The sequence below is a fragment of the Arthrobacter sp. SPG23 genome (genome assembly GCF_000876655.1).
Taxonomy (GTDB): domain Bacteria; phylum Actinomycetota; class Actinomycetes; order Actinomycetales; family Micrococcaceae; genus Arthrobacter.
This window is the reverse complement of the sequence record NZ_JYCN01000017.1, coordinates 64951-87867: the sequence shown is the minus strand read 5'-3', so window position 1 is coordinate 87867 and position 22917 is coordinate 64951. Positions and strand designations below refer to the sequence as shown.

The window sequence follows — 22917 nt, the reverse complement described above, 5'->3', positions numbered from 1 at the left end:
GACGGTGCCGGCTACGCCTGACCTTCAGCGGCGGGCGGGACGCGCAGGCTGCCGTACCTCTCCATTCGATGCCAGCGAAGGTGGACACCGGCCAATGCGGTGACTACAGACTGGATGACGACGAGATACATGAGCTGCCGATAGACGAACTGCTGGAGTGGAAGCGTCCAGAGCGGCCCGAGCCGTTCGCTGTCGAGCCGGAAGGCATAGCCGGCCATGAGCATCTGAACGACCAGGAAGACGAACCACAACGCCGCAATCCGGAACGGATCTAGGAAGATCAGTCCGTAGACAGCGAAAACATCTACGACAGGGGCGAACAGGGGAAGCAGCACTTGGAGAACAAGCAGGTAGCCGAGCCCGCGCCGGCCAAGCTTGCCGGCCGCTCCCCGCTGCACCACCGCGCCGCGGTGCTTCCACATTGCCTGCAACGTGCCGTAGCACCAGCGGTACCGCTGTTTCCACAAGGCGCCAAGGGTAGCGGGGGCCTCGGTCCACGCACGGGCATCATCCTGGTACACGACGCGCCAGCCGTCGCGGCACAGCGACATGGTGAGATCCGTGTCCTCAGCGAGCGTGTCGTCGCTGACTCCGCCGACCCGCACGAGGGCGTCGCGGCGGAAGGCACCAATGGCGCCGGGGACGGTTGGCATGCACTCCGCGACGTCGAACAGCCGGCGGTCCAGATTGAAGCCAACGACGTACTCGATATGCTGCCAGGCGCCGAGGATGCCGCCGCGGTTGGCCACCTTGGTGTTACCGGAAATGGCCCCGACCCGCGGGTCAGCGAATTGCTGAATGAGTGCCTGGACCGTGTCCGGTTCGAAGACGGTGTCGCCGTCGACCATCACCACAATGTCGTGGCTGGCAGCGTCAAGCCCGGCATTAAGGGCGGACGGCTTGCCGCCGTTCTCCTTCCGGATCACGGTCACGCCCGGCAAGCCGAGCGCTTCCACGATGTCTGCGGTCCCGTCGGTTGAGCCGTCGTCGACCACGATGATCTCAACGGGATGGTTCGAGGCGACGATGGAACGGACCGCGGCTTCGATGCCGACGGCCTCGTTGTAAGCGGGGACGATCACGCTGACCGGCTCCGTGATCTCCGGCCTGACCGGCACGTCCACCCGTCGCCGGCCCCGGCTGACCGTCTGTACACGCCGCGCAGCCCGGCTGTGGCGGGCCGCGAAGCCGATCACGAGGACAGCGCGGACAAGCGTCACGATGCCTGCCGCAACCAGTCCCCACGAGATGGCCGTTACGACGAAATCGCTGAACTGGATGCCCCGCACGAACGCCGTTCCCGTCATCTGCTCCGCTGTGGAGGCCTCGCGCATGCTGTCAATTCCGATTGCGTCGCCGACGCTGGTCACGCGATAGCCCTGGTCGGCGAATCGCGACAACGCGGAATCGAGCGCGGCAACGGTCTGCTCCCTGTCGCCACCGCCGTCGTGCATCAGGAGCACCTGCCCCTTGGGGCCGGACAGAGCGAGATTCTGTTCGATAGCCGCGGCGCCCGGCCGCCGCCAGTCCTCGCTGTCGACGGTGCTCAGCACCGTGATGTATCCCTCGTCCGCCGACGTTCGCATGGCCGACCAGGTGCTGTCGTTGATCGCATCGTTCCCCGAGCTGTACGGCGGACGCAGCAGCGAGGTCGCATGACCGGTGATACCGGCGATGGCTTCCTGGGCACCTTGGACTTCGAGTTCACGTCGCCACGACGGAGCAGTGCCGAGGTCTGTGTGGGTGAGCGTATGAACGCCGATCTCGTGACCTTCGGCAACGATGCGGCGCATGAGGTCGGGGTTGTCGATCGCCGCAGAACCAACCACGAAAAACGTCGCACGAACGTGATGCTTCCGCAGGACGTCAAGGATCTGAGGCGTCCAGACGGGGTCCGGTCCGTCGTCGAACGTCAGTGCGAGCGTCTGGTCCGGCGGGCTCACGCTACGGACGGCCGCGCCACGGGAATCGACCACCGGTCCGCCACCGGAGACGGCATTCGGCACGCTTCCCGCAGACGTGCTCGACGGCGCGGAGTCATCACCGATCCCCGCGAGGTGGTGCATGTATCCCTGCACCGCGAGGGCAACACCCAGCGCCAACAGGACCGCGATAAGGACGAACCAGTGAGCCCTTACGCTGACGGGAACGGCGGGCTTGACTGCGGGCTTGACTGCGGGCTTGACCGCCCGCCTCACACTCACGGCTGCGGCGGGGCAGTCGGCCGGGTGGCCTGGCCCGGCGCCGTCCCGCTCTTGCCCGGCGCCGTCGGCTCCGTGGCCGGCGCAGGAACGGTAACGGGCGCCGAGGGGGGGCGTCTGCTGCACGTCAGTACCACTGTCCGTACCAGCAGTCGGTGGGGCCACCGGAACGGCTGACGGCGTAATCACCGGAGCCTGGAAAGCGGCCTGCGCTGCAGGTTCGGCCGGGACAGCCCGGGGAGCCGGCGGCGCGGCTTCGTTGGACGCCGGCGCCGAAGGGGAAGGAGCAACGTCCTGGGCCGCGGGTGCTGCCGGGCGGGCAGGCAGCGGCAGGTACGGCGCCGCTATATTGGACCCGCCAATGAAAGCAACCACCAGGAGGACGACGTACCCTGCCACGAGGCCGAGGGACCCGAGGCCAAGAAGCTTCACCAGCCGCAGGCGCCGTCCTGATTCATCCACAAAGACCGGCCCGCGCGGCGGCGCAGACCTCGGCTGATCCGACGTTTCATCAAAAGCTTCCATCGGGCATCAACCTTAGGGGATCAGAGATCCGCATCCCAAAAGCATGACCCTCATCACGCCCGGGCGTCGGCCTTGGCCTGAAAGTACGCGTCAAAGCGGTGGCGCCCCACGCGCCCCAGCTTTTCCACGGTGTACCAGCTGGTGACCGCCACAAGCAGGGTCAACGCGATGGCCGACACGGCTACGAGCGGCGGCAGATCGGCTGTCGATCCGCCGTTGAGCCAGAGAATGACCACATAGTTCCAGAGGTACGCCGCGTAGGAGACAGTGCCCAGCATCTGCAGCGGGCGCGTCCACCGGGGCATCATCTGCGAACGGGAAGCGGCCAGCACCACCAGGACGGCCGCGGCAGCCATGGCCAGCGGACCTCCGACAAAAAAGAAGGCAGGCGACTCGTTGGCCTTGGGAAAGAACACCAGCGCGGCGAGGACAAGGACGGCGCCAAGCAGGGCCAGCCGCCGGGGCCGGCGGCCCGCGAACCAGCTGAACATCCTGACCCGGTAGAGGCGCAGCGCGGAACCGATGATCAGCCCCAGGCCCCACGTCGTCGGAAGCGCATAGACCAGGGAGTGCAGGTGCGGAGCCAGGATCAGCATGGCCAGGACGCTCGCCGTCATCAGGAAAAAGACGACGGCGCCAGACCATCCGATCAGCTGTCCCTGGCGATTCCTCGCCAGCGCGAACACCAGCAGTGCCGGCCAGATCAGGTAGAACTGTTCCTCCACCGCCAGCGTCCAGAGCGGCCCGATCGCCATGCTGACGTCAAAAGGCAGCGGCAGGTCTTTCAGGTAGCCGAAACCGGCCAGGAGGGTATAGCCGATGATCCCCTTGGATCGGTCCCCGAGGACGTCCGCCGTCAGTTCAACGACGGCGTAGACGCCAAGGAAGGCGATGAGCGCCGGTAACAACCGGAAAGCCCGATGCGCATAGAAACGGCCGTAACGGACTTTGCGATGCTGTTCGATGTCCCTCAGCAACACCCCTGTGATCAGGTAGCCGCTCAGCACAAAGAAGACAATCACTCCGACGATGCCGGCACCTTGAAATACTCCTGGCCACGAATGTCCCAGCAGAACGGCACCGACGGCGGCACCCCGGAGGACGTCCAACCCGTCCAGCCTTTGCCGCACCGTACCTTGCCCGACGGTCTGCCCGGCAGCCGTCCCGGCTCTCCCATCAACTAGCAACGCCAAATGACCTCCGCAGTCCCACTGGATGGATTCGATTCCGGGCGCCCGGGGTGTTCCCGGGCGCCGCGCCTCGTTCCATTATCCAAGGTCCGGCTGAACGAAACCTGACTTCCGGGCGTTCCTACACCTTCCGGTGAATGGACTTGTAGCTCAGGTAGGCGTTGAGGCCCTCGACGCCGTACTCGGTTCCGAGGCCGGAATCGTGCCGGCCGCCGAAAGGCGCGGCGTGGTTGGAGGCGAAGAAGTTGATGCCCACCGAGCCGGTGTCCATCCGGTCCGCCACGGCCAGCGCGACCTCCGGATCGGCACCAAAGACTAAACCGCCGAGGCCGAATTCCGTGTTGTTCGCCAACTCCACGGCCTCATCTGCGTTGCCGCCGGCGTCGTTGTACTTCAGGATGCAGATGACCGGGCCGAAAATCTCCTCGCGGGAGATCCGCATGTCCGGAGTGACGTCGGCGAACACCGTGGGTTCCACGAAATACCCGCCTTCGAGGCCGCCGCCCAGTGACGCCGCTCGTCCGCCGGTGGTGGCGCGGGCGCCTTCGGCCAGCCCCGACTCCACGTACTCGAGCACGGTCCGGTACTGGGACTCGGTGGCGCACGGGCCGAACACCGTGTCCGGGTCCAGCGGGTCGCCCTGCTTGCCGGCGGCGATGGTGCTGGTGACCATGTCCACCACTTCCTCGTAGCGGCTGGCGGGGGCCAGGATACGGGTGGAGATGTAGCAGGTCTGCCCGGTGTTGCGCATCGAGGAGCGGATCAGGACCTTAGACATCGCGTCCAGGTCCGCATCCGGCAGCACGATCGCGCTGGACTTCCCGCCAAGTTCCAGGGTGACAGGGCGCAGCAGCTCGCCGCAGGCCGCCGCAATCTTGCGGCCCACCGGCGTCGAACCCGTGAAGGCCACCTTGGCCACCTCCGGGTGCTTCACCAGCGCATCTCCCAGCCGGCCGGAACCGGTGACGAGGTTGACGACGCCGGCCGGGACACCGGCGGCGGCCACGGCGTCTATGATCACCCGGAGCGACAACGGGGTGGGTGAGGCAGGCTTGATCACCACTGTGCAGCCGGCCAGCAACGCCGGGGCGAGCTTGATGACCACGAGGTTGATCGGGAAGTTCCAGGGCGCGATCAGCGCGCACACGCCGATCGGTTCGCGACGGACCACGGATTCGCCGCCGCCCTTGGGGAAGGCCCGCACGTCCTCGCGCTCCAGGTAGTCGGCGAGGGTGGCAAAGTACCGGAAGATGCCTGCGGCGTTGGCAGCGGCTCCGGCGGATTCGGAGACCGGCGATCCGTTCTCGCGGGTGTTCGTCAGCGAGAGTTCGTCCGCACGCTTCTCCACTTCCTCGGCAATGCGCACAAGGTATGCCGCCCGTTCGGACGGTGCCAGCCGCGGCCAGTCGCCGCCGTCGAACGCTTTGCGGGCGGAGCCGACGGCGGCGTCCACGTCTTCGGGGGCGCCGTCCGGGACGGAGCCCCAGAGTTCGCCGGTGGCGGGGTCGGTGACCGGGTTGCGGCCTGTGCCGCGCGCAGCGGTCCAGGCGCCATTGATGAAGATGTCGTCCACGTGGGTGTAGGGCAGGTTGAGCGCGGCGCGGGCGGCCCGGGCGGGGGCGGCGTGCGTGGCGGCGCTCATCGGATGACCGCTGTCTTGAGGAGGGCGATGGAACGGTTCAGGTCCGCGGAAGCCATGTCGTGGGCCGCCTGGGTGATGAGCTCGGGGACGATTTCCTCAGCCAGCCGGTCGGTGTAGGTGGCCGGATCCATGTTAAACCAGGAGGAGGCCAGGGCAATCCCTGCCTGGTCGAAGCGCCACAGCCTGTCGGCGTCGCGCATCAGCGCATCTTCCAGCGATTTGGCCACCGGGCGGGTGTCGTGGCCGTCGATGATCATGCAGACGCGCTCGATGAATTCCATGGAGTAGCCCAGGCCCGGCAGCACCCGGCGGGCCACGTCGCAGCCCTGCTTCTCGTGTTCGTAGCGGATGGCGGCCTTGCGCCAGTCCCCCGCGAAGCCCTCGGAGATAATGCGGGATTCGTCCACATGGGCCCAGCCGGTGTCGTGCAGCAGGGTGGCCACCCGGACCAGTTCAGCGTCGGCCTCGGGGTAGGCGCGGCAGAGCCGCTCGGCGAAGGCGAGGGAGATCGGCAGGTGGATGTCGTTGCCGCGGGTGCGCGTCTCGTGCACCACTGCCTGCCAGAGCCCGTCGAGTTCGTGGAGCGCTGCCGGGGTGGTGGCGATCGGGGCGGTGTCCACCGGTCCCTGCGCCGGGACCGGACGGACCGGGTATGCGGCGGCGAAATCCGCAGTCGCGGAATCAACGGCGGCGAGATCGCCGGCCGCGGGGCTGTCGGTGACCGGGTTCGCGGTGCCGGTGTCGGCGACCGGGGTCTTGGGGGTGGTCATGGTGCTCCTTCGGGTGCGGCCGGCCGGGATGGCTAGCTGTCCGTGGTGATTGTCTTGAGGGGCGTGGCCGGGTCCGCGGCGGCGTCGGCGGGGATGTTCCGGCCCTTGGCCAGGGCATTCTTGACCGCCATGAAGTCCAGCGGGGCGTTGACGCAGTCCGCGGCGATGACCTGTCCCTGGCGGTAGTAGAGGACGCTGAACTTGCCGCGTTCCTCGTCGCGCCGCAGCACGGTCTGGTCATAGCCGTTGCACAGCCCGGCGATCTGCAGTTTGAGGTCGGCCTGGTTGGACCAGAACCACGGGATGCCGGCGTATTCCTCACGCCGGCCGGTGAGCGAGTAGGCAGCCACCTTCGCGTGTTCGATCGCGTTGTTGACGCTTTCCAGCCGGATCCGCTCGCCCGGTTCCGAGCCGGGCACAGGATTGGGCATGTTGGCGCAGTCGCCGATCGCCACAGTGGTTCCGTCCGAGGCCAGCGCGAAGCGGTCCACCACGATCCCGTTGTCCACGCTCAGGCCAAGCTGTTCGGCCAGCTGGGTGTTGGGGATGACCCCGATGCCCACCAGCACGATCTGCGCGGGCAGCACCGTGCCGTCCTGGAGTTCGACGGCGGCGACCGCCTGCCGGTTGTCTCCGGCGGCCTTCGCGGTGAAGCGTTTGGCGCTCGTGTTGAGCCGGATGTCCAGGCCGCGTGCACGGTGGGCCTGGAGGAAGTACTCGGCGGTTTCCTCGCCGACGGCGCGGCCCACCAGCCGCGGTCCGAATTCCAGTACGGTGACGTTCTTGCCCATCTTCTGCAGGCTGGAGGCGGCTTCGAGTCCGATGAATCCGCCGCCGATCACCACCACATCGGTGGCGTCACCCACCCTGGCCTTGAGTGCCAGGGCGTCGTCGGCGTTGCGCAGGTACAGCACGCCGTCGAGGTCCCCGCCTTCGATCTCCAATTTCCGGGCTCGGGCGCCTACGGTGAGGGCGAGGCGTTTGAAGGGGAACTGCATGCCTGACGAGGAGTGCGCCACCCCGGAGCCGTCGGCGTCCTTGTCGATCCTGACGATGTATTCGCCCTTCACCAGGTCCACGTTGTGTTCGGTCCAGTACTCGTTGGAGCGGAATATCAGCGATTCGCTCTCCACCGTGCCCTGCAGGAACTCCTTGGACAGGGCCGGGCGCTGGTAGGGGCGGTGGTCCTCGTCGCCGAGCAGCGTGATGTGCTCATCGAAGCCCAGCGCCCGCAATGAGACGGCGAGCTGGACTCCGGACTGGCTGGCGCCGATGATCAGCAGGCCGGTACGGGTTCGGCTGTCAGTTTCGGTACCGGCTGCGCCGGCCGCTCCGGTGGAGGCCTGTTCAGCGGCGGCATGGGCGCCCATCACTACACCTGGGTTTCGGGAGTGGTGACGAACAGTTCGAGCTCGTCGGTCAGGCGGAGCTGGCAGGACAGCCGGGAGTTGTCCTCGCGGTCCACGGCGGTGCCGTAGAGCATCTCGTCCTCCATGTCCTCCATCGGCGGGAGCTGTGAGAGGCAGTCCTCGCGGACAAAGACGTGGCAGGTGGCGCAGGACAGCGATCCGCCGCATTCGGCCACGATGCCGGGCACGCCGTTGCGCACCGCGGTTTCCATGACGGAGTCGCCGGGATTGCCCTGGACGTCGCGGACGGCGCCGTCGGCGTCGGTGAAGTGAACCGTTGGCATTGGTCCTCCTTGGGGTTGAAGTCGAAAAGTTGGCAGGTAGGGCAGAGTCAGATGAACTGGCGGCCGCCGTCGACCACCATGGTCTGGCCGGTGTAGTAGGAACTGTCCGGCCCGGCCAGGAAGAGCGCCGCGCCCACAATGTCCTCCGGCTGGCTGGCCCGCTTGATGGCGCCGCGGTCCACGCCGTAGTTTTCGGCGTTCTCCATCAGCCCGTAGCTGGCCTCGGTGAGGGTGAAGCCGGGGGCGATCGCGTTGACGGTAATCCCCCGCCGGCCCAATTCCTTGGCCATCACCCGGGTCAGGGCCACCACGCCGCCCTTGGAGGCGACGTAGTGCATCCACTGCTCCGAGCCGCTGAAGATCGTGGCACTGGAGAGGTTGATGACGCGCCCGCCTTCGCGCAGGTACGGACTGGCGGCGCGGGTGACGAGCCAGGGGCCCTTGAGGTTCACGTTCATCACCAGGTCCCATTCGGCCGGGTCGATGTCCTCGAACGGGCTGCGGGTCACCCCCGCGTACACGGCGGCGTTATTAAGCACGACGTCGATGCTCCCGTTTCCGAAGTCCGCGCAGCTTTTCGCAAGGGCCTCGGTGGAGTCCACGCTGGTGACGTCCGCGTGGAAGGCGGCCGCCTCGGCCCCGGTGTCCAGGACCAGCTTGACCGTTTCCTCCGCGCCGTCGAGGTTCACGTCCGCCACCGCCACGCGGTAGCCGCGGCGGCCGAAGCCGAGCGCGAACGCCCGGCCTAGGCCGCCGGCGGCACCGGTGATCAGGACGGTGCGGGCAGGCTGCCCTGCCGCATCTTCCATGGCGGGGATGGTCGCGTCAGACATGGCTGTGGCTGTGCGCCCCGGGGCCGGCGACAAGCAGCTCCGGATCCCCGGCATCGGGAATCAGCGCGTCGAGGATCTGGACCGTGCCCTTGGTGCCGTCCACGCGCAGCCGCTGGCCGGTTTTGATCGTGGTGGACGCCGAGCCGGTGCCGGTCACAGCCGGGAGGCCGTACTCGCGGCAGACGATCGCTGCGTGGCTCATCATGCCGCCGATGTCCGTGACCGTGGCTTTGATCTTTCCGAAGATCGGGCCCCAGGACGGTGCCGTGACCGTGGCGACCAGGATTTCGCCCTGCTGCACCTCGGAGAGCTGGTCCGCGTCGGTGACCACGCGGGCCAGGCCTTCGACGACGCCGGGCGAGGCTGCCATGCCGCGCAGGCCGCCGCCTTCCACCGCAACGCCTGCGCCCAGCCACTGCTGGACCTGTTCGGTGGTGATGCCCCAGAGCATCCGGGTGAAGGGTTCGGTGATGATTTCCGGCGGCGTGTTCAGCGCCGGGGCCGGGCGGGCGGTCTTGAGCGCATCCACGATCCCGCGGCGGCGTTCAATCTCCTCCGGCCAGTAGTCCGGGCCGATCGGCTTGGCGCCGACGCCCCAGCCGGTGACCAGGTCGAAGAGCGCGTCACGGACCTCGTTGCGGCCCAGGTAGAGCAGGTCGTCCGGTTCGGTCCAGAATCCCTCGGCCTGCATCATGCGGCTGAGTTCCCGGATCTTGCGCCAGAAGACGCCCATGGTCCAGTGCTCGATGTAGAAGTTGTGGTTCTCCACATACGGGTAGGCGGTGGCGGCGAGTCCCCGCTTGGCGTCAAAGAGCGCCTGGTTTTCGCCTTCCAGCAGGTCCCGGTATTCCTCGATGATGCGGTCGCGTTCGATGATCAGGGCCTCGACGGGACGCATGATTTCCTGGCCCTCGTCCACGCGCCGGATGTAGTCCGCGATGTAGCCCAGCGGGATTTCCTGGTGCTCGTTCCAGTACTTGTCGTGCCCGTAGAAGCCGTTGCCCACGGTGAAGTTGAACCACGGGTCCTTGGCGGCCTCGTACTGGGCGGTCCAGCGGTCCCCGCCCGGAGCGGCGGCGACGGCACTCAAGGTGGCGTCGACGTCGTCCGTGTTGCTGAAATGCGGCTGCAGCCGCAGTTCGACGGCGAGTTTGGCGAGCTGCTTGAGTTCGTCATCCGGGCGGAAGAGCTCCATATCCACGCCCTGCACCATGGTCGCGATGGACTGGTCCGGGATGTTGGGGAAGACCTGTTTGCAGAAGTTGAAGAAGTCCAGGTAGGCGATGTAGCCCAGGTTGAGGAACTCGAAGTGGTACTGCCAGTTCTGGTAGGCCAGCTGGATCAGCCGGTCGTAGCTTTCCAGCAGCTTCTCGGAGCCGTCCTTGCCCTTGCCGGAGAGGATGTCCTCCATCGGGACCATGTCCGGAAGCTTGGGGAAGGAGATGGTTTCCATCTCATCGATGGTGCCCTTGACCTTGACGTGCCACTGCTTGAGCAGCTGGTCCCAGTTCTGGAAGTAGTGGCCCACGCGCTGTTCGAACAGCGGCACGCGGGCGGCGATCTGGTCTTCAGGCACCGGAATGGGCGACATGTAGAGGTAGCCCAGGTGGACGCGGAACTCAATGCCGTTGGCGTTGGGGATCATCAGGTGCCGGGCGTTGTACTGGCCCAGGCACTTGACCGCGAACTCGCCGCCGATAGTCTCGAAGGGCTTGAACACCGTGGGCCAGTGCTGGCTGTCGCAGAACCAGAACTTGGCGTCCTCCTGTTCCTTGAGCTTGTCCTGGAAGACCAGGTAATACGGGTAGATCTTTTCCCAGCCCTCGGCGCCGGCGGGGACCGCAAGCTCGGAGGGTTTGGGGAAGGACTTCAGGGACATGGCGGTCCTTTCAATACGGGCTCGGCGTTGAGCCCCTGGTGGGAGGGCGGAATAACAGGGGTGCTAGATGGACGGCTTGAGCGTGCCGGCACTGAATCCGCTGAAGTAGCCGCCGGAAACCACCGGCTGCGGAGCGGTGTGGGTGGATGCCTTGGACGAGTGCACGGTTTCCGGGCGGGACTGCAGCAGGAGCAGGTTTTCGCCGTCGGGCAGGTCCGCGTCGAGGGCCCATTCGATGTCCTGCGGGCACTTGTAGTGCTTCTCCGCGCGCTTGGCCATCTGCGCAACCGAGGTGAGTTCGGCGTCGCTGAGGCTGCGGCGGCCGCGGCGTTCGTCGTCGACTTCCCGTTCCACCAGGCGGCCGGCGGCGGCATCCGGGACGAGTTCGGCGTGCTTGTCGCCGAGGTGTTCGGAGATGACGGCCAGGGTGACCTTGTCCAGCTTGATGTTGTCCGGCGTGACCTGGCCGGAGACCACCATCTCCCCCACCCCGTAGGAGGAGTCGATGGTGATCTTGGAGCGGTCGCCGTTGGTGGGATCCATGGTGATGGCGACGCCGGAGACGCGGGCGTTGACCATCTTCTGCACCACGACCGCCATGGAGAGGCCCTCGTTGGGGATGTTGTTCTTGAGCCGGTAGATGATGGCACGGGAGGTGAAGAGCGAGGCCCAGCACTGCCGGATGTGCTCGGTGACGGCCTTCACGCCCTCGAGCCAGAGGTAGGTGTCCTGCTGGCCGGCGAAGGAGGCGTCCGGAAGGTCCTCCGCGGTGGCACTGGAGCGGACGGCTACCGGGACCGGCGCCTCGAAGCGGGACATCAGGGCCTCGTAGGCGCCTACCGTGAACTCGCGCATCGCTTGCGGCACGGGGCGTGAGCGGATGTCCTCACGGATGGCGGCGGAGACCTTGTCCACCTGGGACATGTCCTCGGGGTCCAGTCCGGCCAAGAGCTCATGGATGTCCCGGGTGATGCCGGCTTCCGCCATAAAGGCGTCGAACTGGGCCGTGGTCACCACGAAGCCGGGCGGGACGGGCATGCCGGCGGAGGTCATGGTGACCAGCGAGGCGCCCTTGCCGCCGAGGGTCTCGAGCCTGGGTTCAATGCCGCCGTCGAAGAACTGGACGTAGTCGTTGCTTTGCATGTTTTCAGGCCTTCCAGCTGACGGGGACGGTCTCGGGGACGCGGAAGGAAAGGTTTTCGCGGAAGGTGATGGCTTCCGGCTCCTCCAGCTGCAGCTCCGGGGCGAGCCGCGCCACTTCCTCGAGGGCAATCTTGGCCTGGAGCTTGGCGAGCATGTTGCCCAGGCAGTAGTGGATGCCGAACCCGAAGGAGAGGTGCTCGCGGGCGTTGGGGCGGGTGATGTCGAAGTCCTCACCGGCGTCGAACTTGTTCTCGTCGCGGTTGGCTGAGCCCATCAGGAGCAGCAGCTGCGCGCCTTCTTCGACGGCGACGCCGCCCACTTCGGTGTCTTTGAGGGCCTTGCGGCGCCAGCCGACGATCGAGCCGGCATAGCGAAGGACTTCGTCGATGGCGGCGGGGATCTTCTTGGGGTCCTCGACGAGATGCTTCCACTGCCCGGGCCGGGCCAGGAGCTCGCGGAGGGCGTTGGAGATCAGCGTGGTGGTGGTCTCGTGGCCGGCGAACAGCAGGCTGTAGAGGACGGAGGCGATCTCGTGGTCGGAGATCTCGGCGCCTTCCTGTTGCGACTTCACCAGGTCCGCGGTGAGGTTGTCGCCGCCTTCCTCGTGGGCCACCTGGACCAGGCGGAGGCATTCCTGCCAGTACTCCACGAGGTTGTGGGCGTGCGGGATCTGTTCCTCGTCGCTGAGGTCGCCCCAGGTCATCGCGGCGCGGGAGTCGCTCCAGCGCTTGAAGGTGTCCACCTGGGAGACGTCCGCGCCAATGAGGGTGAGGATGGTGATCGTGGGCACGTCGTAGGCGAGGTCCTTGACCATGTCGCCGCGGTGTTCCGGGCGGGCCAGCATCTTTTCGAGCAGTTCAACGACGTTCTGCCGGATGAACGGTTCCAGTGCCTTGTAGCGGCGGGGCGTGAAGGCCTTTTGGACCACGGCGCGGATGCGGGTGTGCTCCGGCGGGCGCCGGGCGGACAGGCCCGAGTAGGCCGTGAATCCGCCGTCTTCCATGATCTTCTTCGCTGCAGGGCCGCGTTCGCGGACGGGGGCCTGGGCGTTTTCGCTGGAGAAGGTCTCCCAGTCCTCGAAGACGGCCTTGATGTCGTCATAGCGGGAGACGACATAAAGGCCCACCCGCTCGTCGAACATGACGGGCTGTTCGGCCCGGAGTTCGGCATAGGCCGGGAAGGGATCCTTCATCTGGAACGGCTCGTAGCCGTGGTGCCCTGCGGGTGCTTCGGCGCCGTGTCCAAAGGGACAGCGGCCGGCCGTTTCCGTCGAGGGTGACATCTAAGCTCCTTGGTTTTCGGTCCCGCCGGCAGCGCCAGTGCATGCCGGGGTTCTTATTCACCAGTGTGGCCCCCATCACTCATTGACGGCCGGACTTCTTCCACTGAGCGGAAGCCAGTTATTTTGCGGGCCCGCCGGGGGGAAAACCTGGTCAGTCGGTAAGCGCGGCGTGGCTGCCCAACAGAGTTTCCAGCGGGATCCGGGCGGTGGCGCGCTCAATCTGGGCGGCGATTCCCCGCAGGACAGGAAGGTGCCGGGTCATCGTGGCGGCCTGGTCGGCGGGTAGCACAAGGCCGATCGACGCTCCGATCCTGCCGGTATGGAAGACCGGGACGGCAATCGAGCAGGATCCCAGCCGGACTTCCTCCAAGGTGGTGGCGTAGCCCTGCTCGTGGATCCGGGTCAGCTCTGCGGCCAGCTGCTTGGGGTCCACGTGGGTGTGCGCGGTGTGCCGTTCCAGCTGCCGGTTCAGGTAGGCGTCACGGACCCAGTCCTCCTCGAAGGCGAGGATGACTTTTCCGACGGCGGTCGCGTGCATGGGAAGCCGGCCGCCCACCCGACCGGCACGGGGCACGCGCCTGGAGCCGTAGACCCGGTCGATGTAGAGCACCTCGTGGCCGGCCCGGACCGCCAGGTGCGCGGTTTCGCCCGTGAGTGAAAACAGGTCCTGGACGAAGGGCCGGGCCGCGTCGCGGAGCTGCCTGCCGGTGTTCTGGGCGAGCTCCCAGAGCCGGATGCCCAGCTGGTAGCGGCCGTTGGGTTCGCGGGAGAGGAGTCCCCAGTCGGTGAGCTCGTTGACCAGGCGGTGGGCGGTGCTCAGCGGCAGCCCCGTTCTTTCGGCAATGCCGGTCAGGCTGAGGGCACCCCGGGACTTTTCGAAGGCTTCCAGGATGGAGAGGACCTTCGAGGTCACGGTCCTGCCGGGTTCGCGGCTGCCTCCGGCCATGGTGCTCCTTATCCGGTACTTGCCCATTGCTTTGCATAGTGCGGGCCGCCTCCCGGCAGTCCGATCAGAGTCTAGTCCGCGTCCGGGGCACAACAGGCCGGGGACGCAAAAGGCTGGAGGACGACGGCGGTGCCACCCGCCGTCGTCCTCCCGCCTTTGCTGTTCTACTGTCCGCGGACCGGCACCCTGAGCAGGTCATCGATGCTGGCCAGAATTCTGTCGGTGACCTCCCCGACGCCGCCGATCCCGTCCACCCGGGAGAGGATCCCGCGGCCGGCATACTGGGCCACCACCGCCTCCGTCTGCTGGTGGTACAGGTCCAGCCGGTGGCGGATGACGCTTTCGTTGTCGTCGCTCCGGCCTGTTTCCTTGGCCCGCCCCAGCAGCCGGGAGACCAGTTCCTCGTCGTCCGCGGTCAGCTGGAGCACCACGCCAAGTTTCTGGTCGCCGGCCGCGAGGATTCCGTCGAGGTACTCCACCTGCGCCACGGTGCGCGGGTAGCCGTCCAGCAGGAAGCCCTCTTTGGCGTCGTCCTGGCTGAGGCGGTTCCGCACCATTTCATTCGTGACGCTGTCCGGCACGAAGTCTCCGTTATCCATGTACTTCCGGGCTTCCACGCCCAGCGGTGTCCCGCCCTTGACGTTGGCGCGGAAGATGTCTCCGGTGGAAATCGCCACTACGCCGAGGCGTCCTGAGATCCGTTCCGCCTGGGTTCCCTTGCCGGAACCGGGCGGACCAATAATCAGCATTCTCGTCATTCAATATTCCTTTGCTGGTTATATGGACGTCTTCGTCCTGGCCCGATGCTACTGATCCGGGGGTTGCGGCCGGGCTGCATCGGTGCCTGACAGCAGAGTACGACGGCGGAGGATCCCCGCCGTCGTCCCCTGGCCCTTTGTGCTGCTACCGGTAGTGCTGGTGCAGTGAGCGGCGGCGTCCACGTGGCGTATTACGTGGGGCGGCCGGTAAATTTAGGGCGATGATTCACATTGACCGCGACGACCCCGCGCGCCCGGATGTCCACCAGCTCCTGAGCGAACACCTGGCCGACATGTTCGCCACCTCGCCGGCCGACAGTGTGCACGCACTGGATCATTCAGCGCTGTGCGGCCCCTCAATCACGTTCTGGACCGCCCGCGAGGAAGGCGCGCTCCTCGGGTGCGGCGCGCTCAAACTCCTCAATTCCCGGCCCGGTTCAACGAAGCACGGCGAAATCAAGTCCATGCGCACCACGGCAGGCGCACGGGGGCGCGGCGTCGCCACCCTGATGCTCAGGCATATCGTGGACGAAGCCCGAAGCAGGCACTACGGGCGCCTTTACCTTGAGACGGGAACAGAAGATTATTTCGCTCCCGCACGGCGCCTGTACGCCCGCAACGGATTCTCCGAATGCCCGCCCTTTGCCGACTACGCCCTGGATCCGAACAGCGTTTTCATGGAACTCCGCCTCTGAACAGGCAGGTGGCAACCGAAGGTGGCCGCGGGCCGCTTATGGCCACCTCTGCGCGAGGCGCTCCGCCGAACACGGTGCGCAAAGCAATCGGTGCCACGCCCAGACCTGTCAGACCGGGACGTCAGCTTCCTCCTCCATGCTGTGGTCAGCGCCGCTCTCTTGCCGCGCCGGACGCATCGCCGCGACGGCGCCTGCTGCCACGAGAACCACAGCACCTACACCCATGTAGAGCATGGACGCCGTCCAGTGTGCGTCCAGCAAGGCGCCGGTGATAAGCGGGGCCACGATGGCGCCGACACGGCCGATGCCGATTGCCCAGCCGACGCCGGTACTGCGGACGGACGCGCCGTACAGGGCCGGGGTGATGGTGTACATGCCTGCAATGCAGCCGTTGATCAGCATGCCCACCACGCCGCCCGCGACAAACGCCAGGGCAAGGATGCCGGCGGTGGAAATGAAGACCACCATGGTGGCCGCCGAGAGCACGGCGAAGGCGATCATCACTTTGCGGCTGTTCCAGCGGACGGTCAGCAGTCCGTAGAGCAGGGAGCCGAAGGTGCCGCCAAGGGTGAGCATGAGGCCGCCGATGACGCCCTGGCTTTCGGTCATGCCGGCGGTGACAAGGAGCCGCGGCGTCCAGCTGTTCACGAAGTAGAACCCGAACATGGTGGCGAAGAAGGCCAGCCAGACGAGCCATGTGGAGCGGCGGTTGCCGGCCGTGAACAGTTCGGAGAGCTTGTTCCTGCGCTGCGCAACTGCGGCGGGGGCGGGGATCTCCGCCACTTCAGGCTGTCCGATCTTGCGGGCAATCTTGTTGAGGCGGTCAAGGACGTTTCGGGGACGGCGGCTGGTCAGGAAGTCCACCGACTCCGGCAGCAGGAACGCGAGCAGGGCCAGGACGACGCCGGTGCAGATGCCGCCAAAGACGAAGACCGAGCGCCAGCCGAAGTTTGCCTGCAAGGAAACCGCGGCGGCACCGCCCAGGGTCGCGCCAATGCCGTAGCCGGCCGTGTAGATGCTGATGGCGAGTCCGCGCCACCGCTTGGAGGAGTACTCGCTGGCAATCACGTTGGTGCAGGCCAGGATGCCGCCGATCCCCAGGCCCGTGACGACGCGCCAGATTCCCAGCTCCATTGCAGAGTGCGCCAGGGAGGCGAGCAGCATGCCGGCTGTTGCGAGACCCACGGAAACCAGGACCATCGGCCGCCGTCCGATGACGTCGGCGAAGGGAGCCAGGCCCAGGGATCCGATGGCCATGCCGACCAGACCGGAACTGAGCAGGACCCCCAGCTCGGCACCACTGAGGCCGAACTCGCGGGTCACACTGTTGGCCGTGAAGGCCATGGCCAGGACGTCGAAGCCGTCGAGGGCGTTGAGGATGATGCACAGTCCGACGATCAGCCATTGGTACGGGGACATGCGGGACGCGTCGATGCGTTCTTGGAGTTGCATGGAACTACTTTCTGGAGGCCGCGGACAGTCCGGGCGGGTGCAAAGTTGTGTGCCGAGGGGCATCGTGCGCCACTCGGGGCCGCCGCCGAACTTCGTCAGCGAAGGCCGGCTGCAGGGCAACTATCTATACTGATAGCTAGATGTGGCGTAAGACACAGCCTAACTATGAACATAGTTAGTTGACAAGAGCGCTACGGAAGTCGGGCTCCGCGCCGCGCTGCGGCGCGCGGGCCCTCACGGAGAGGATCGGTGGCATATGAGCCTGCGCTATGCACTGCTGGCACTGCTGACGTCCCAGCCCCTGACGGGCTATGACGTTTTGAAGCATTTCGAACAATCGGTCGGATACGTGTGGCATGCACCCGACTCGCAGATCTATCCCGAGCTCCGCCGGATGGAAAAAGATGGACTGCTGCGAGGAGTCGAGGAGACCTGGGGGAAGAAAGGCAAGAAGAAGCGGTACCACATCACGCCGGAGGGCGTTGAGGCATTTCGGGCATGGGTCAACACCACCCTCGACTACACCCGCGAGCGGGATCCGATCCACCTCAAGGCGGCATACCTGGAGTGGGCCGAGCCTGACGCCGCGCGGGCGCAGATGCAGGCCCACATCGCCTACCACTCATCCCGCGCGCAGCAGTGGCAGGAGATGATTGACGCCCTGAAGGACAGGAGTAATCCCATCCTGGCGGCCCGCCTCGAGACGGCCCCGGACGCCGACAGGGCCAAGATTTCCGGCTACAAGATCTTCACCTACGAAGGGATGATCGAACGCGCCAAAGCTGAGATCGAGTGGGCACGGCGGGGCCTCGAGCTGATCGACAAACTCGAGTCTTGACCTTGCCACTATCTATCAACATAGTTATGCTGTGATCCAGGCCACTAACTATGTAGATAGATATAGCGAAGGAATGACATGACCGCGATGATGCAGTCCCTAAGTTCGACAACCAACAAAGTGCTCGGGTACCCGCTCAATGCCTGGTACGTGGCCGCCTGGGACCATGAGGTGACCCGCAAACCGATGTCCCGGCGCATCGCGGACCGGCCGCTCGCCCTCTACCGCACGGAAGACGGCAAGGCGGTAGCGCTGGCGGATGCCTGCTGGCACCGGCTGGCTCCACTCTCCATGGGCAAGACGCTCGCAAAGGATGAGATCCAGTGCCCGTATCACGGGATTGTCTACAACTCCGCCGGCCGCTGCGTCTCCATGCCGGCGCAGGAAACCATCAACCCGAGCGCCACGGTGCCGTCCTTCCCGGTGATCGAACGGTACCGGTATGTCTGGGTCTGGCTGGGCGATCCGACCCAGGCCGACCCCACCCTCGTCCCGGACATGCACCAGATGAGTTCGGATGAGTGGGCCGGCGACGGCGAGACCATCTTTGCCCCGTGCAACTACCAGCTGGTGCTGGACAACCTGATGGACCTCACCCACGAGGAATTCGTCCATTCTTCCTCGATCGGGCAGGACGAACTGAGCGAGTCCGATTTCAAGGTGACCCAGGACGGCAACACCGTCACCGTGTCCCGCTGGATGCTCGACATCGACGCGCCGCCGTTCTGGCTCAAGAACATGCGCGACAAGTTCCCGGGCTTCGAGGGCAAGGTGGACCGCTGGCAGATCATCACCTTCCAGTCGCCGTCGACCATCAACATCGACGTCGGCGTCGCGAAGGCCGGCACGGGGGCGCCGGAAGGCGACCGCAGCCAGGGCGTGAACGGCTTCGTCATGAACACCATCTCCCCCGAAACCGCCAAGACCTGCCACTACTTCTGGGCTTTCATGCGCAACTACCGGCTGGACAGCCAGTTGATCACCACCCAGCTTCGCAACGGCGTCAACGGCGTCTTCGGCGAGGACGAGGCGATGCTTAAGGCGCAGCAGGCGGCGATTGACGCGAACCCGGACTACGAGTTCTACAACCTCAATATCGATGCCGGCGGGATGTGGGTCCGAAGGCTGATCGAGCGCCAACTTGCCGCAGAGGGCCGGCTCATACCCACCGTCTAACCGACCCAGACCCGTCCAGCCCAGCGAGAAGTAAGAAGATAGTCATGGCAGCAACGAACATTGAAGTTTGGCAGACCGGAACAGTCGTCGAAGCCGAGGCCATCACCGCCGAAACCCGGCGACTGGTCCTGTCCCAGTCACAACCAAAGAAGGCGGAGCCGGGCTCGCACATCGACGTCATGGTCACGATAGACGGAGAACTCCATAAGCGTTCCTACTCCGTGGTGGATTCCAGCGAGGACGGCCTGCAGGTGGCCATCAGCGTCTTTCAGGCACCGCAGTCGCGGGGCGGATCGGTCTTCATGCAGGGGCTAGAGGTCGGGGACCAGCTTGAGATCACCCAGCCACTGCAGAACTTCCCGCTCCGGGTGGGCGCCCAGCGCTACGTGCTCCTGGCCGGAGGCATCGGCATCACCGCGATGGTCAACATGGCCCGGGTACTGCGCAACATCAAGGCGGACTACACCCTCGTGTACGCCGGCCGCAGCCGGGCCGCCATGGCCTACCTGCCCCAGCTGGAAACGCTCCACGGCGACGCGCTGCGGGTGCACGTGGATGACGAGGGCACGGCGCTGAAGGTCGATGAGTTGCTGGCAGCGGTGGATCCGCACACTGAGCTCTACATGTGCGGACCCATTCGGCTGATGGACGCGGTGAAACGCGGCTGGGACGCGCGCGGGCTGAGCGTCCCCAACCTGAGGTACGAGACCTTCGGCAACAGCGGGTGGTTCGACCCGGAGGAATTTGTCGTCCGCGTGCCGCGGCTGGGCGTGGAGACGACAGTCGGGCCCGCCCAGTCGATGCTGGAAGCGCTCGAGGGCGCCGGAGTGGACATGATGTTCGATTGCCGCAAGGGCGAATGCGGACTCTGCGAAGTGCGGCTGCTGGGGCTGCAGGGCACGGTGGACCACCGGGACGTGTTCTACAGCGAGCGTCAGCAGCACGCCGCGGCGAAGATGTGCTGCTGCGTCTCGCGGGCAGTGAGCTCTGAGACCGGCTCCCGGGCGGACGCAGCCGGGGAACGCGCCGTCGTCACCATAGACGTCTAAACGACCACGCCTGGAGGCGGCCGGCGCTGACCCGGCCCGAGACCCACAAGTTCCTTGACCTATCCCCTGGACTAACAACCGGGACGGCCTCGCCGAAGAGTGCAGTCACGTATTCATGCCCCCTTCGCAGCGGCGGTGACGTTTTCGAGGACGACGGCGAGGCCCTGGCCGACGCCGATGCAGATCGCGGCGACGCCCCAGCGTTCACCCGTGGCCTGCAGCGACCGGGCCAGGGTGCCCAGGATGCGCCCGCCGGAAGCACCGAGCGGGTGCCCCATCGCGATCGCGCCGCCGTGCCGGTTCACAATTGCGTGATCGATCCCCCAGGCGTTGATGCAGGCCAGGGACTGCGCGGCGAACGCTTCATTCAGTTCGACGGCGCCCACCTGGTCCCAGCCGATCCCGGCCTTTGCGAGGGCTTTGTTCGCAGCCTCCACCGGGGCGTAGCCGAAAAACTGCGGATCGTTCGCGTGCGCACCGCGGCCCGCGATCCGCGCCAACGGCTCCATGCCCAGCATCCCGGCGGCGTTCTCCGACCCGATCCACGCCGCGGACGCGCCGTCCGAAAGCGGGGACGCGTTCCCCGCGGTGACCGTGCCGTTCTCGGTCCGGAACACCGTCTTGAGCCCGGCGAGCTTCTCCGCCGAAGACCCGGCCCGGATCCCCTCGTCCCGGACCAGGTCCGTGCCCGGCACCGGCGCCACCAGGTTGTCATAGAACCCCTCGTCCCAGGCCGCGGCGGCCAGGTTGTGGGAGTTCGCGGAGAACTCATCCTGCGCCTCGCGGGTGACCCCGTACTTCTGGGCCAAACGCTCGGTGGCCTCGCCCAGGGAGATGGTCCAGTCCTTCGGCATCGCCTTGTTCACCAGCCGCCAGCCCAGCGTGGTGGAAGCCAGGTTCAGGTCCCCGGCCGGGTAGGGCTTCTCCGTTTTCGGCAGCACCCACGGCGCCCGGGACATCGACTCGGCACCGCCGATCAGCATCAGCTCCGCGTCCCCGGCGTTCACCTGCCGGGAAGCGATGATCGCCGCGTCCAGCGACGACCCGCACAGCCGGTTCACCGTGGTGCCAGGGATCGAGACCGGCAACCCCGCCAGCAGCGTGCCCATCCGGGCCACGTTGCGGTTCTCCTCACCCGCGCCGTTCGCGTTGCCGAACACGACCTCGTCGATCCGCTCCACATCGAGCTTCGGCGCGCGCTTGACGATCTCACCGATCACATGCCCGGCGAGGTCATCCGGGCGGACAGCGGCAAGGCCGGAGCCGAACTTCCCAAAAGGCGTGCGCACGGCGTCGTACACAAAAGCGTCATTCATAACTAATCCTCTAATTCCGTCTGATAATCCCAACTAGGTAGCAGTTAATGTCGTGAAACTCGTCTTTCACGACATTAACTGCGAGCTAGTTGGGCGGGGCGGCCGCGTGGGCGACCTCGCGGGGGTTTGGGCGGGGTCTAGGCGGACGGAATCCGGATGAGCTTCTTGTTGGCGAATTCGTTGATTCCGTATTGCGCCAGCTCACGTCCGACGCCGGACCGCTTCACTCCGCCGAACGGAAGGTCAGGGGCACTGCGGCTGATGCTGTTGATCCAGACCATTCCGGTTTCCAGCTGGTCGGCAATCTCCCGGGCGGCCTCAACGTCCGCGCTGTAGATCGAGCTCGAGAGCCCGAAGGGCGAGTCGTTGGCCAGGTCAACGGCGGCCTCGGGAGACTCCACACGGTAGACAACAGCTGCGGGCCCAAAGATCTCTTCCGAGTACGCCCGCATGTCCGGGGTGACGCCGGTCAAGACCGTTGCGGGGTAGTACGCGCCGGATCCGTCCGGGGCGCCCCCGCCGCTGACGGCGGTCGCACCCTTGGACACAGCATCCTGGACCAGCTCGGCAACTTCTTCCACGGAGGCCCTGGACGACAGCGGCCCGAAGGTGGTCTGCGTATCCGTGGGGTCGCCGGGCGTGAGCTTGGACATGGCTTCCGTGTAGCGGCGAAGGAATTCGTCGTAGATGTCGCCGACGATGATGAAACGCTTGGAAGCAGTGCAGGCCTGGCCGCCGTTGTACATCCGGCCGGCCACGGCACCGGCCACAGCCTTGCCCAGGTCAGCATCCGGCAGCACGATGAACGGGTCCGAGCCGCCGAGCTCCAGCACGTACTTCTTCATGTGGCGTCCGGCAATTTCCCCGACGGCGGACCCGGCCTTCTCGGAGCCGGTCAGCGAAACGCCCTGAACCCGCGGGTCGGCGATCATGGTGGCAATCTGGCCGCTGGTGGCAAAGGCGTTGATGTAGACATCCGCCGGCAGCCCGGCGTCGCGGAACACAGCCTCGATGGCCAGCGCGGACTGCGGGCAGTTGCGTGAGTGCTTGAGGATCACGGTGTTGCCCAGCACGATGTTGGGTGCGGCGAAGCGGGCCACCTGGTAGTAGGGGAAATTCCAGGGCATGATGCCGACCAGGGGTCCGATGGGTTCGGTACGGACCACGGCAGAGCCACGTCCGCTGATTTCCAGCGGCTCGTCGCGGAGGAAACGCTCGGCGTTATCCGCATAGTAGGCGTAGATCGAGGCCACAAGTGCCACTTCACCGCGGGCTTCGGCGATCGGCTTGCCCATCTCCAGCGTCAGCAGGGCAGCGAGTTCCTCGGAGCGTTCGCGGGTCAGTTCGGCGACTCGGGCGAGTACCGCAGCACGTTCGGCCAGCGGCGTGGAGCGCCAGTTCCGGTATTCCGTGAAGGAGCGCTTGAGTACATCCTGCACTTCGCCGTCAGTGAGGGTGGGGAACTCGGCAACGCGTTCTCCGGTCGCCGGGTTGATGGTCGCATAGTTGCTCATGATCCGGAACTCTTT

19 protein-coding genes are annotated in these 22917 nt (G+C 66.1%); 4 read left to right on the top strand and 15 right to left on the bottom strand.

Features of this window, described 5'->3' with window-relative positions:
* Positions 1 to 11: 11 nt before the first annotated feature.
* The 12 genes from TV39_RS10240 to TV39_RS10185 form a co-directional block, all read right to left on the bottom strand.
* Positions 12 to 2726: a bifunctional polysaccharide deacetylase/glycosyltransferase family 2 protein gene (locus TV39_RS10240; RefSeq protein WP_235347343.1), complete on the bottom strand. Its 2715-nt coding sequence runs from the start codon at positions 2724 to 2726 to the stop codon at positions 12 to 14.
* Positions 2727 to 2779: 53 nt separating this feature from the next.
* Complete coding sequence (locus TV39_RS10235) at positions 2780 to 3835, bottom strand: acyltransferase family protein (RefSeq protein ID WP_235347342.1); 1056 nt, start codon at positions 3833 to 3835, stop codon at positions 2780 to 2782.
* A gap of 202 nt (positions 3836 to 4037) precedes the next feature.
* Positions 4038 to 5558, bottom strand: coding sequence for an aldehyde dehydrogenase family protein (locus TV39_RS10230; protein WP_043481272.1), 1521 nt, complete (start codon positions 5556 to 5558; stop codon positions 4038 to 4040).
* Positions 5555 to 6328: an HD domain-containing protein gene (locus TV39_RS10225; protein WP_043481270.1), complete on the bottom strand. Its 774-nt coding sequence runs from the start codon at positions 6326 to 6328 to the stop codon at positions 5555 to 5557. Before TV39_RS10225 ends, TV39_RS10230 begins: the two co-directional genes overlap by 4 nt.
* A 32-nt stretch (positions 6329 to 6360) precedes the next feature.
* Complete coding sequence (locus tag TV39_RS10220; RefSeq protein WP_200890996.1) at positions 6361 to 7698, bottom strand: NAD(P)/FAD-dependent oxidoreductase; 1338 nt, start codon at positions 7696 to 7698, stop codon at positions 6361 to 6363.
* A 2-nt stretch (positions 7699 to 7700) separates the two neighbouring features.
* Positions 7701 to 8021, bottom strand: a complete 321-nt coding sequence (locus tag TV39_RS10215; RefSeq protein ID WP_043481262.1) for a 2Fe-2S iron-sulfur cluster-binding protein — start codon at positions 8019 to 8021, stop codon at positions 7701 to 7703.
* A gap of 47 nt (positions 8022 to 8068) precedes the next feature.
* Positions 8069 to 8854, bottom strand: coding sequence for an SDR family NAD(P)-dependent oxidoreductase (locus TV39_RS10210; protein WP_200890995.1), 786 nt, complete (start codon positions 8852 to 8854; stop codon positions 8069 to 8071).
* Positions 8847 to 10733 (bottom strand): PEP-utilizing enzyme, encoded by a 1887-nt coding sequence (locus TV39_RS10205; RefSeq protein WP_043481259.1) that lies wholly within the window; start codon positions 10731 to 10733, stop codon positions 8847 to 8849. The genes TV39_RS10210 and TV39_RS10205 overlap by 8 nt, the downstream gene beginning before the upstream one ends.
* A gap of 63 nt (positions 10734 to 10796) precedes the next feature.
* Complete coding sequence (locus tag TV39_RS10200) at positions 10797 to 11876, bottom strand: PEP/pyruvate-binding domain-containing protein (RefSeq protein ID WP_043481250.1); 1080 nt, start codon at positions 11874 to 11876, stop codon at positions 10797 to 10799.
* Positions 11877 to 11880: 4 nt separating this feature from the next.
* The gene (locus tag TV39_RS10195; protein ID WP_043481247.1) at positions 11881 to 13158 is read right to left on the bottom strand and encodes a cytochrome P450; all 1278 of its coding nucleotides are present in this window, start codon (positions 13156 to 13158) and stop codon (positions 11881 to 11883) included.
* Positions 13159 to 13309: 151 nt separating this feature from the next.
* Complete coding sequence (locus tag TV39_RS10190; RefSeq protein WP_043481244.1) at positions 13310 to 14104, bottom strand: IclR family transcriptional regulator; 795 nt, start codon at positions 14102 to 14104, stop codon at positions 13310 to 13312.
* Between the two features lie 164 nt (positions 14105 to 14268).
* On the bottom strand, positions 14269 to 14853 hold the full coding sequence (locus tag TV39_RS10185; protein WP_200890998.1) for an adenylate kinase: 585 nt from the start codon (positions 14851 to 14853) through the stop codon (positions 14269 to 14271).
* Between the two features lie 230 nt (positions 14854 to 15083).
* On the opposite strand from TV39_RS10185, the gene TV39_RS10180 reads away from it, so the two are divergent.
* Positions 15084 to 15557: a GNAT family N-acetyltransferase gene (locus TV39_RS10180; protein WP_043481239.1), complete on the top strand. Its 474-nt coding sequence runs from the start codon at positions 15084 to 15086 to the stop codon at positions 15555 to 15557.
* Positions 15558 to 15665: 108 nt separating this feature from the next.
* On the opposite strand, the gene TV39_RS10175 is transcribed toward TV39_RS10180, so the two are convergent.
* Complete coding sequence (locus TV39_RS10175; RefSeq protein WP_043481237.1) at positions 15666 to 17009, bottom strand: MFS transporter; 1344 nt, start codon at positions 17007 to 17009, stop codon at positions 15666 to 15668.
* A gap of 256 nt (positions 17010 to 17265) precedes the next feature.
* Here TV39_RS10175 and TV39_RS10170 point away from each other — a divergent pair, with 256 nt between their 5' ends.
* The 3 genes from TV39_RS10170 (at position 17266) to TV39_RS10160 (ending at position 20072) form a co-directional block, all read left to right on the top strand.
* Positions 17266 to 17847 carry a PadR family transcriptional regulator gene (locus TV39_RS10170; protein WP_043481234.1) on the top strand — a complete coding sequence of 194 codons (582 nt, stop codon included), beginning with the start codon at positions 17266 to 17268 and terminating at the stop codon, positions 17845 to 17847.
* Positions 17848 to 17925: 78 nt separating this feature from the next.
* Positions 17926 to 19023, top strand: coding sequence for an aromatic ring-hydroxylating dioxygenase subunit alpha (locus TV39_RS10165; RefSeq protein WP_442853491.1), 1098 nt, complete (start codon positions 17926 to 17928; stop codon positions 19021 to 19023).
* A 44-nt stretch (positions 19024 to 19067) separates the two neighbouring features.
* Positions 19068 to 20072, top strand: a complete 1005-nt coding sequence (locus TV39_RS10160; protein WP_043481231.1) for a PDR/VanB family oxidoreductase — start codon at positions 19068 to 19070, stop codon at positions 20070 to 20072.
* A gap of 113 nt (positions 20073 to 20185) precedes the next feature.
* Here the strand turns inward: TV39_RS10160 and TV39_RS10155 are convergent, their stop codons facing one another.
* A complete protein-coding gene (locus TV39_RS10155) occupies positions 20186 to 21388 on the bottom strand; it encodes a thiolase family protein (protein ID WP_043481228.1) in 1203 nt (400 codons plus the stop codon).
* Positions 21389 to 21525: 137 nt separating this feature from the next.
* On the bottom strand, positions 21526 to 22902 hold the full coding sequence (locus TV39_RS10150; RefSeq protein WP_043481225.1) for an NAD-dependent succinate-semialdehyde dehydrogenase: 1377 nt from the start codon (positions 22900 to 22902) through the stop codon (positions 21526 to 21528).
* Positions 22903 to 22917: the final 15 nt, after the last annotated feature.

Excerpts from the sequence above, each read along its gene's own strand:
- TV39_RS10240 (WP_235347343.1), bottom strand. The coding sequence starts at position 2,726 with ATGGAAGCTTTTGATGAAACGTCGGATCAGCCGAGGTCTGCGCCGCCG.
- TV39_RS10230 (WP_043481272.1), bottom strand. The coding sequence starts at position 5,558 with ATGAGCGCCGCCACGCACGCCGCCCCCGCCCGGGCCGCCCGCGCCGCG.
- TV39_RS10225 (WP_043481270.1), bottom strand. The coding sequence starts at position 6,328 with ATGACCACCCCCAAGACCCCGGTCGCCGACACCGGCACCGCGAACCCG.
- TV39_RS10220 (WP_200890996.1), bottom strand. The coding sequence starts at position 7,698 with ATGGGCGCCCATGCCGCCGCTGAACAGGCCTCCACCGGAGCGGCCGGC.
- TV39_RS10215 (WP_043481262.1), bottom strand. The coding sequence starts at position 8,021 with ATGCCAACGGTTCACTTCACCGACGCCGACGGCGCCGTCCGCGACGTC.
- TV39_RS10210 (WP_200890995.1), bottom strand. The coding sequence starts at position 8,854 with ATGTCTGACGCGACCATCCCCGCCATGGAAGATGCGGCAGGGCAGCCT.
- TV39_RS10205 (WP_043481259.1), bottom strand. The coding sequence starts at position 10,733 with ATGTCCCTGAAGTCCTTCCCCAAACCCTCCGAGCTTGCGGTCCCCGCC.
- TV39_RS10200 (WP_043481250.1), bottom strand. The coding sequence starts at position 11,876 with ATGCAAAGCAACGACTACGTCCAGTTCTTCGACGGCGGCATTGAACCC.
- TV39_RS10195 (WP_043481247.1), bottom strand. The coding sequence starts at position 13,158 with ATGTCACCCTCGACGGAAACGGCCGGCCGCTGTCCCTTTGGACACGGC.
- TV39_RS10190 (WP_043481244.1), bottom strand. The coding sequence starts at position 14,104 with ATGGCCGGAGGCAGCCGCGAACCCGGCAGGACCGTGACCTCGAAGGTC.
- TV39_RS10185 (WP_200890998.1), bottom strand. The coding sequence starts at position 14,853 with ATGCTGATTATTGGTCCGCCCGGTTCCGGCAAGGGAACCCAGGCGGAA.
- TV39_RS10180 (WP_043481239.1), top strand. The coding sequence starts at position 15,084 with ATGATTCACATTGACCGCGACGACCCCGCGCGCCCGGATGTCCACCAG.
- TV39_RS10175 (WP_043481237.1), bottom strand. The coding sequence starts at position 17,009 with ATGCAACTCCAAGAACGCATCGACGCGTCCCGCATGTCCCCGTACCAA.
- TV39_RS10170 (WP_043481234.1), top strand. The coding sequence starts at position 17,266 with ATGAGCCTGCGCTATGCACTGCTGGCACTGCTGACGTCCCAGCCCCTG.
- TV39_RS10165 (WP_442853491.1), top strand. The coding sequence starts at position 17,926 with ATGACCGCGATGATGCAGTCCCTAAGTTCGACAACCAACAAAGTGCTC.
- TV39_RS10160 (WP_043481231.1), top strand. The coding sequence starts at position 19,068 with ATGGCAGCAACGAACATTGAAGTTTGGCAGACCGGAACAGTCGTCGAA.
- TV39_RS10155 (WP_043481228.1), bottom strand. The coding sequence starts at position 21,388 with ATGAATGACGCTTTTGTGTACGACGCCGTGCGCACGCCTTTTGGGAAG.
- TV39_RS10150 (WP_043481225.1), bottom strand. The coding sequence starts at position 22,902 with ATGAGCAACTATGCGACCATCAACCCGGCGACCGGAGAACGCGTTGCC.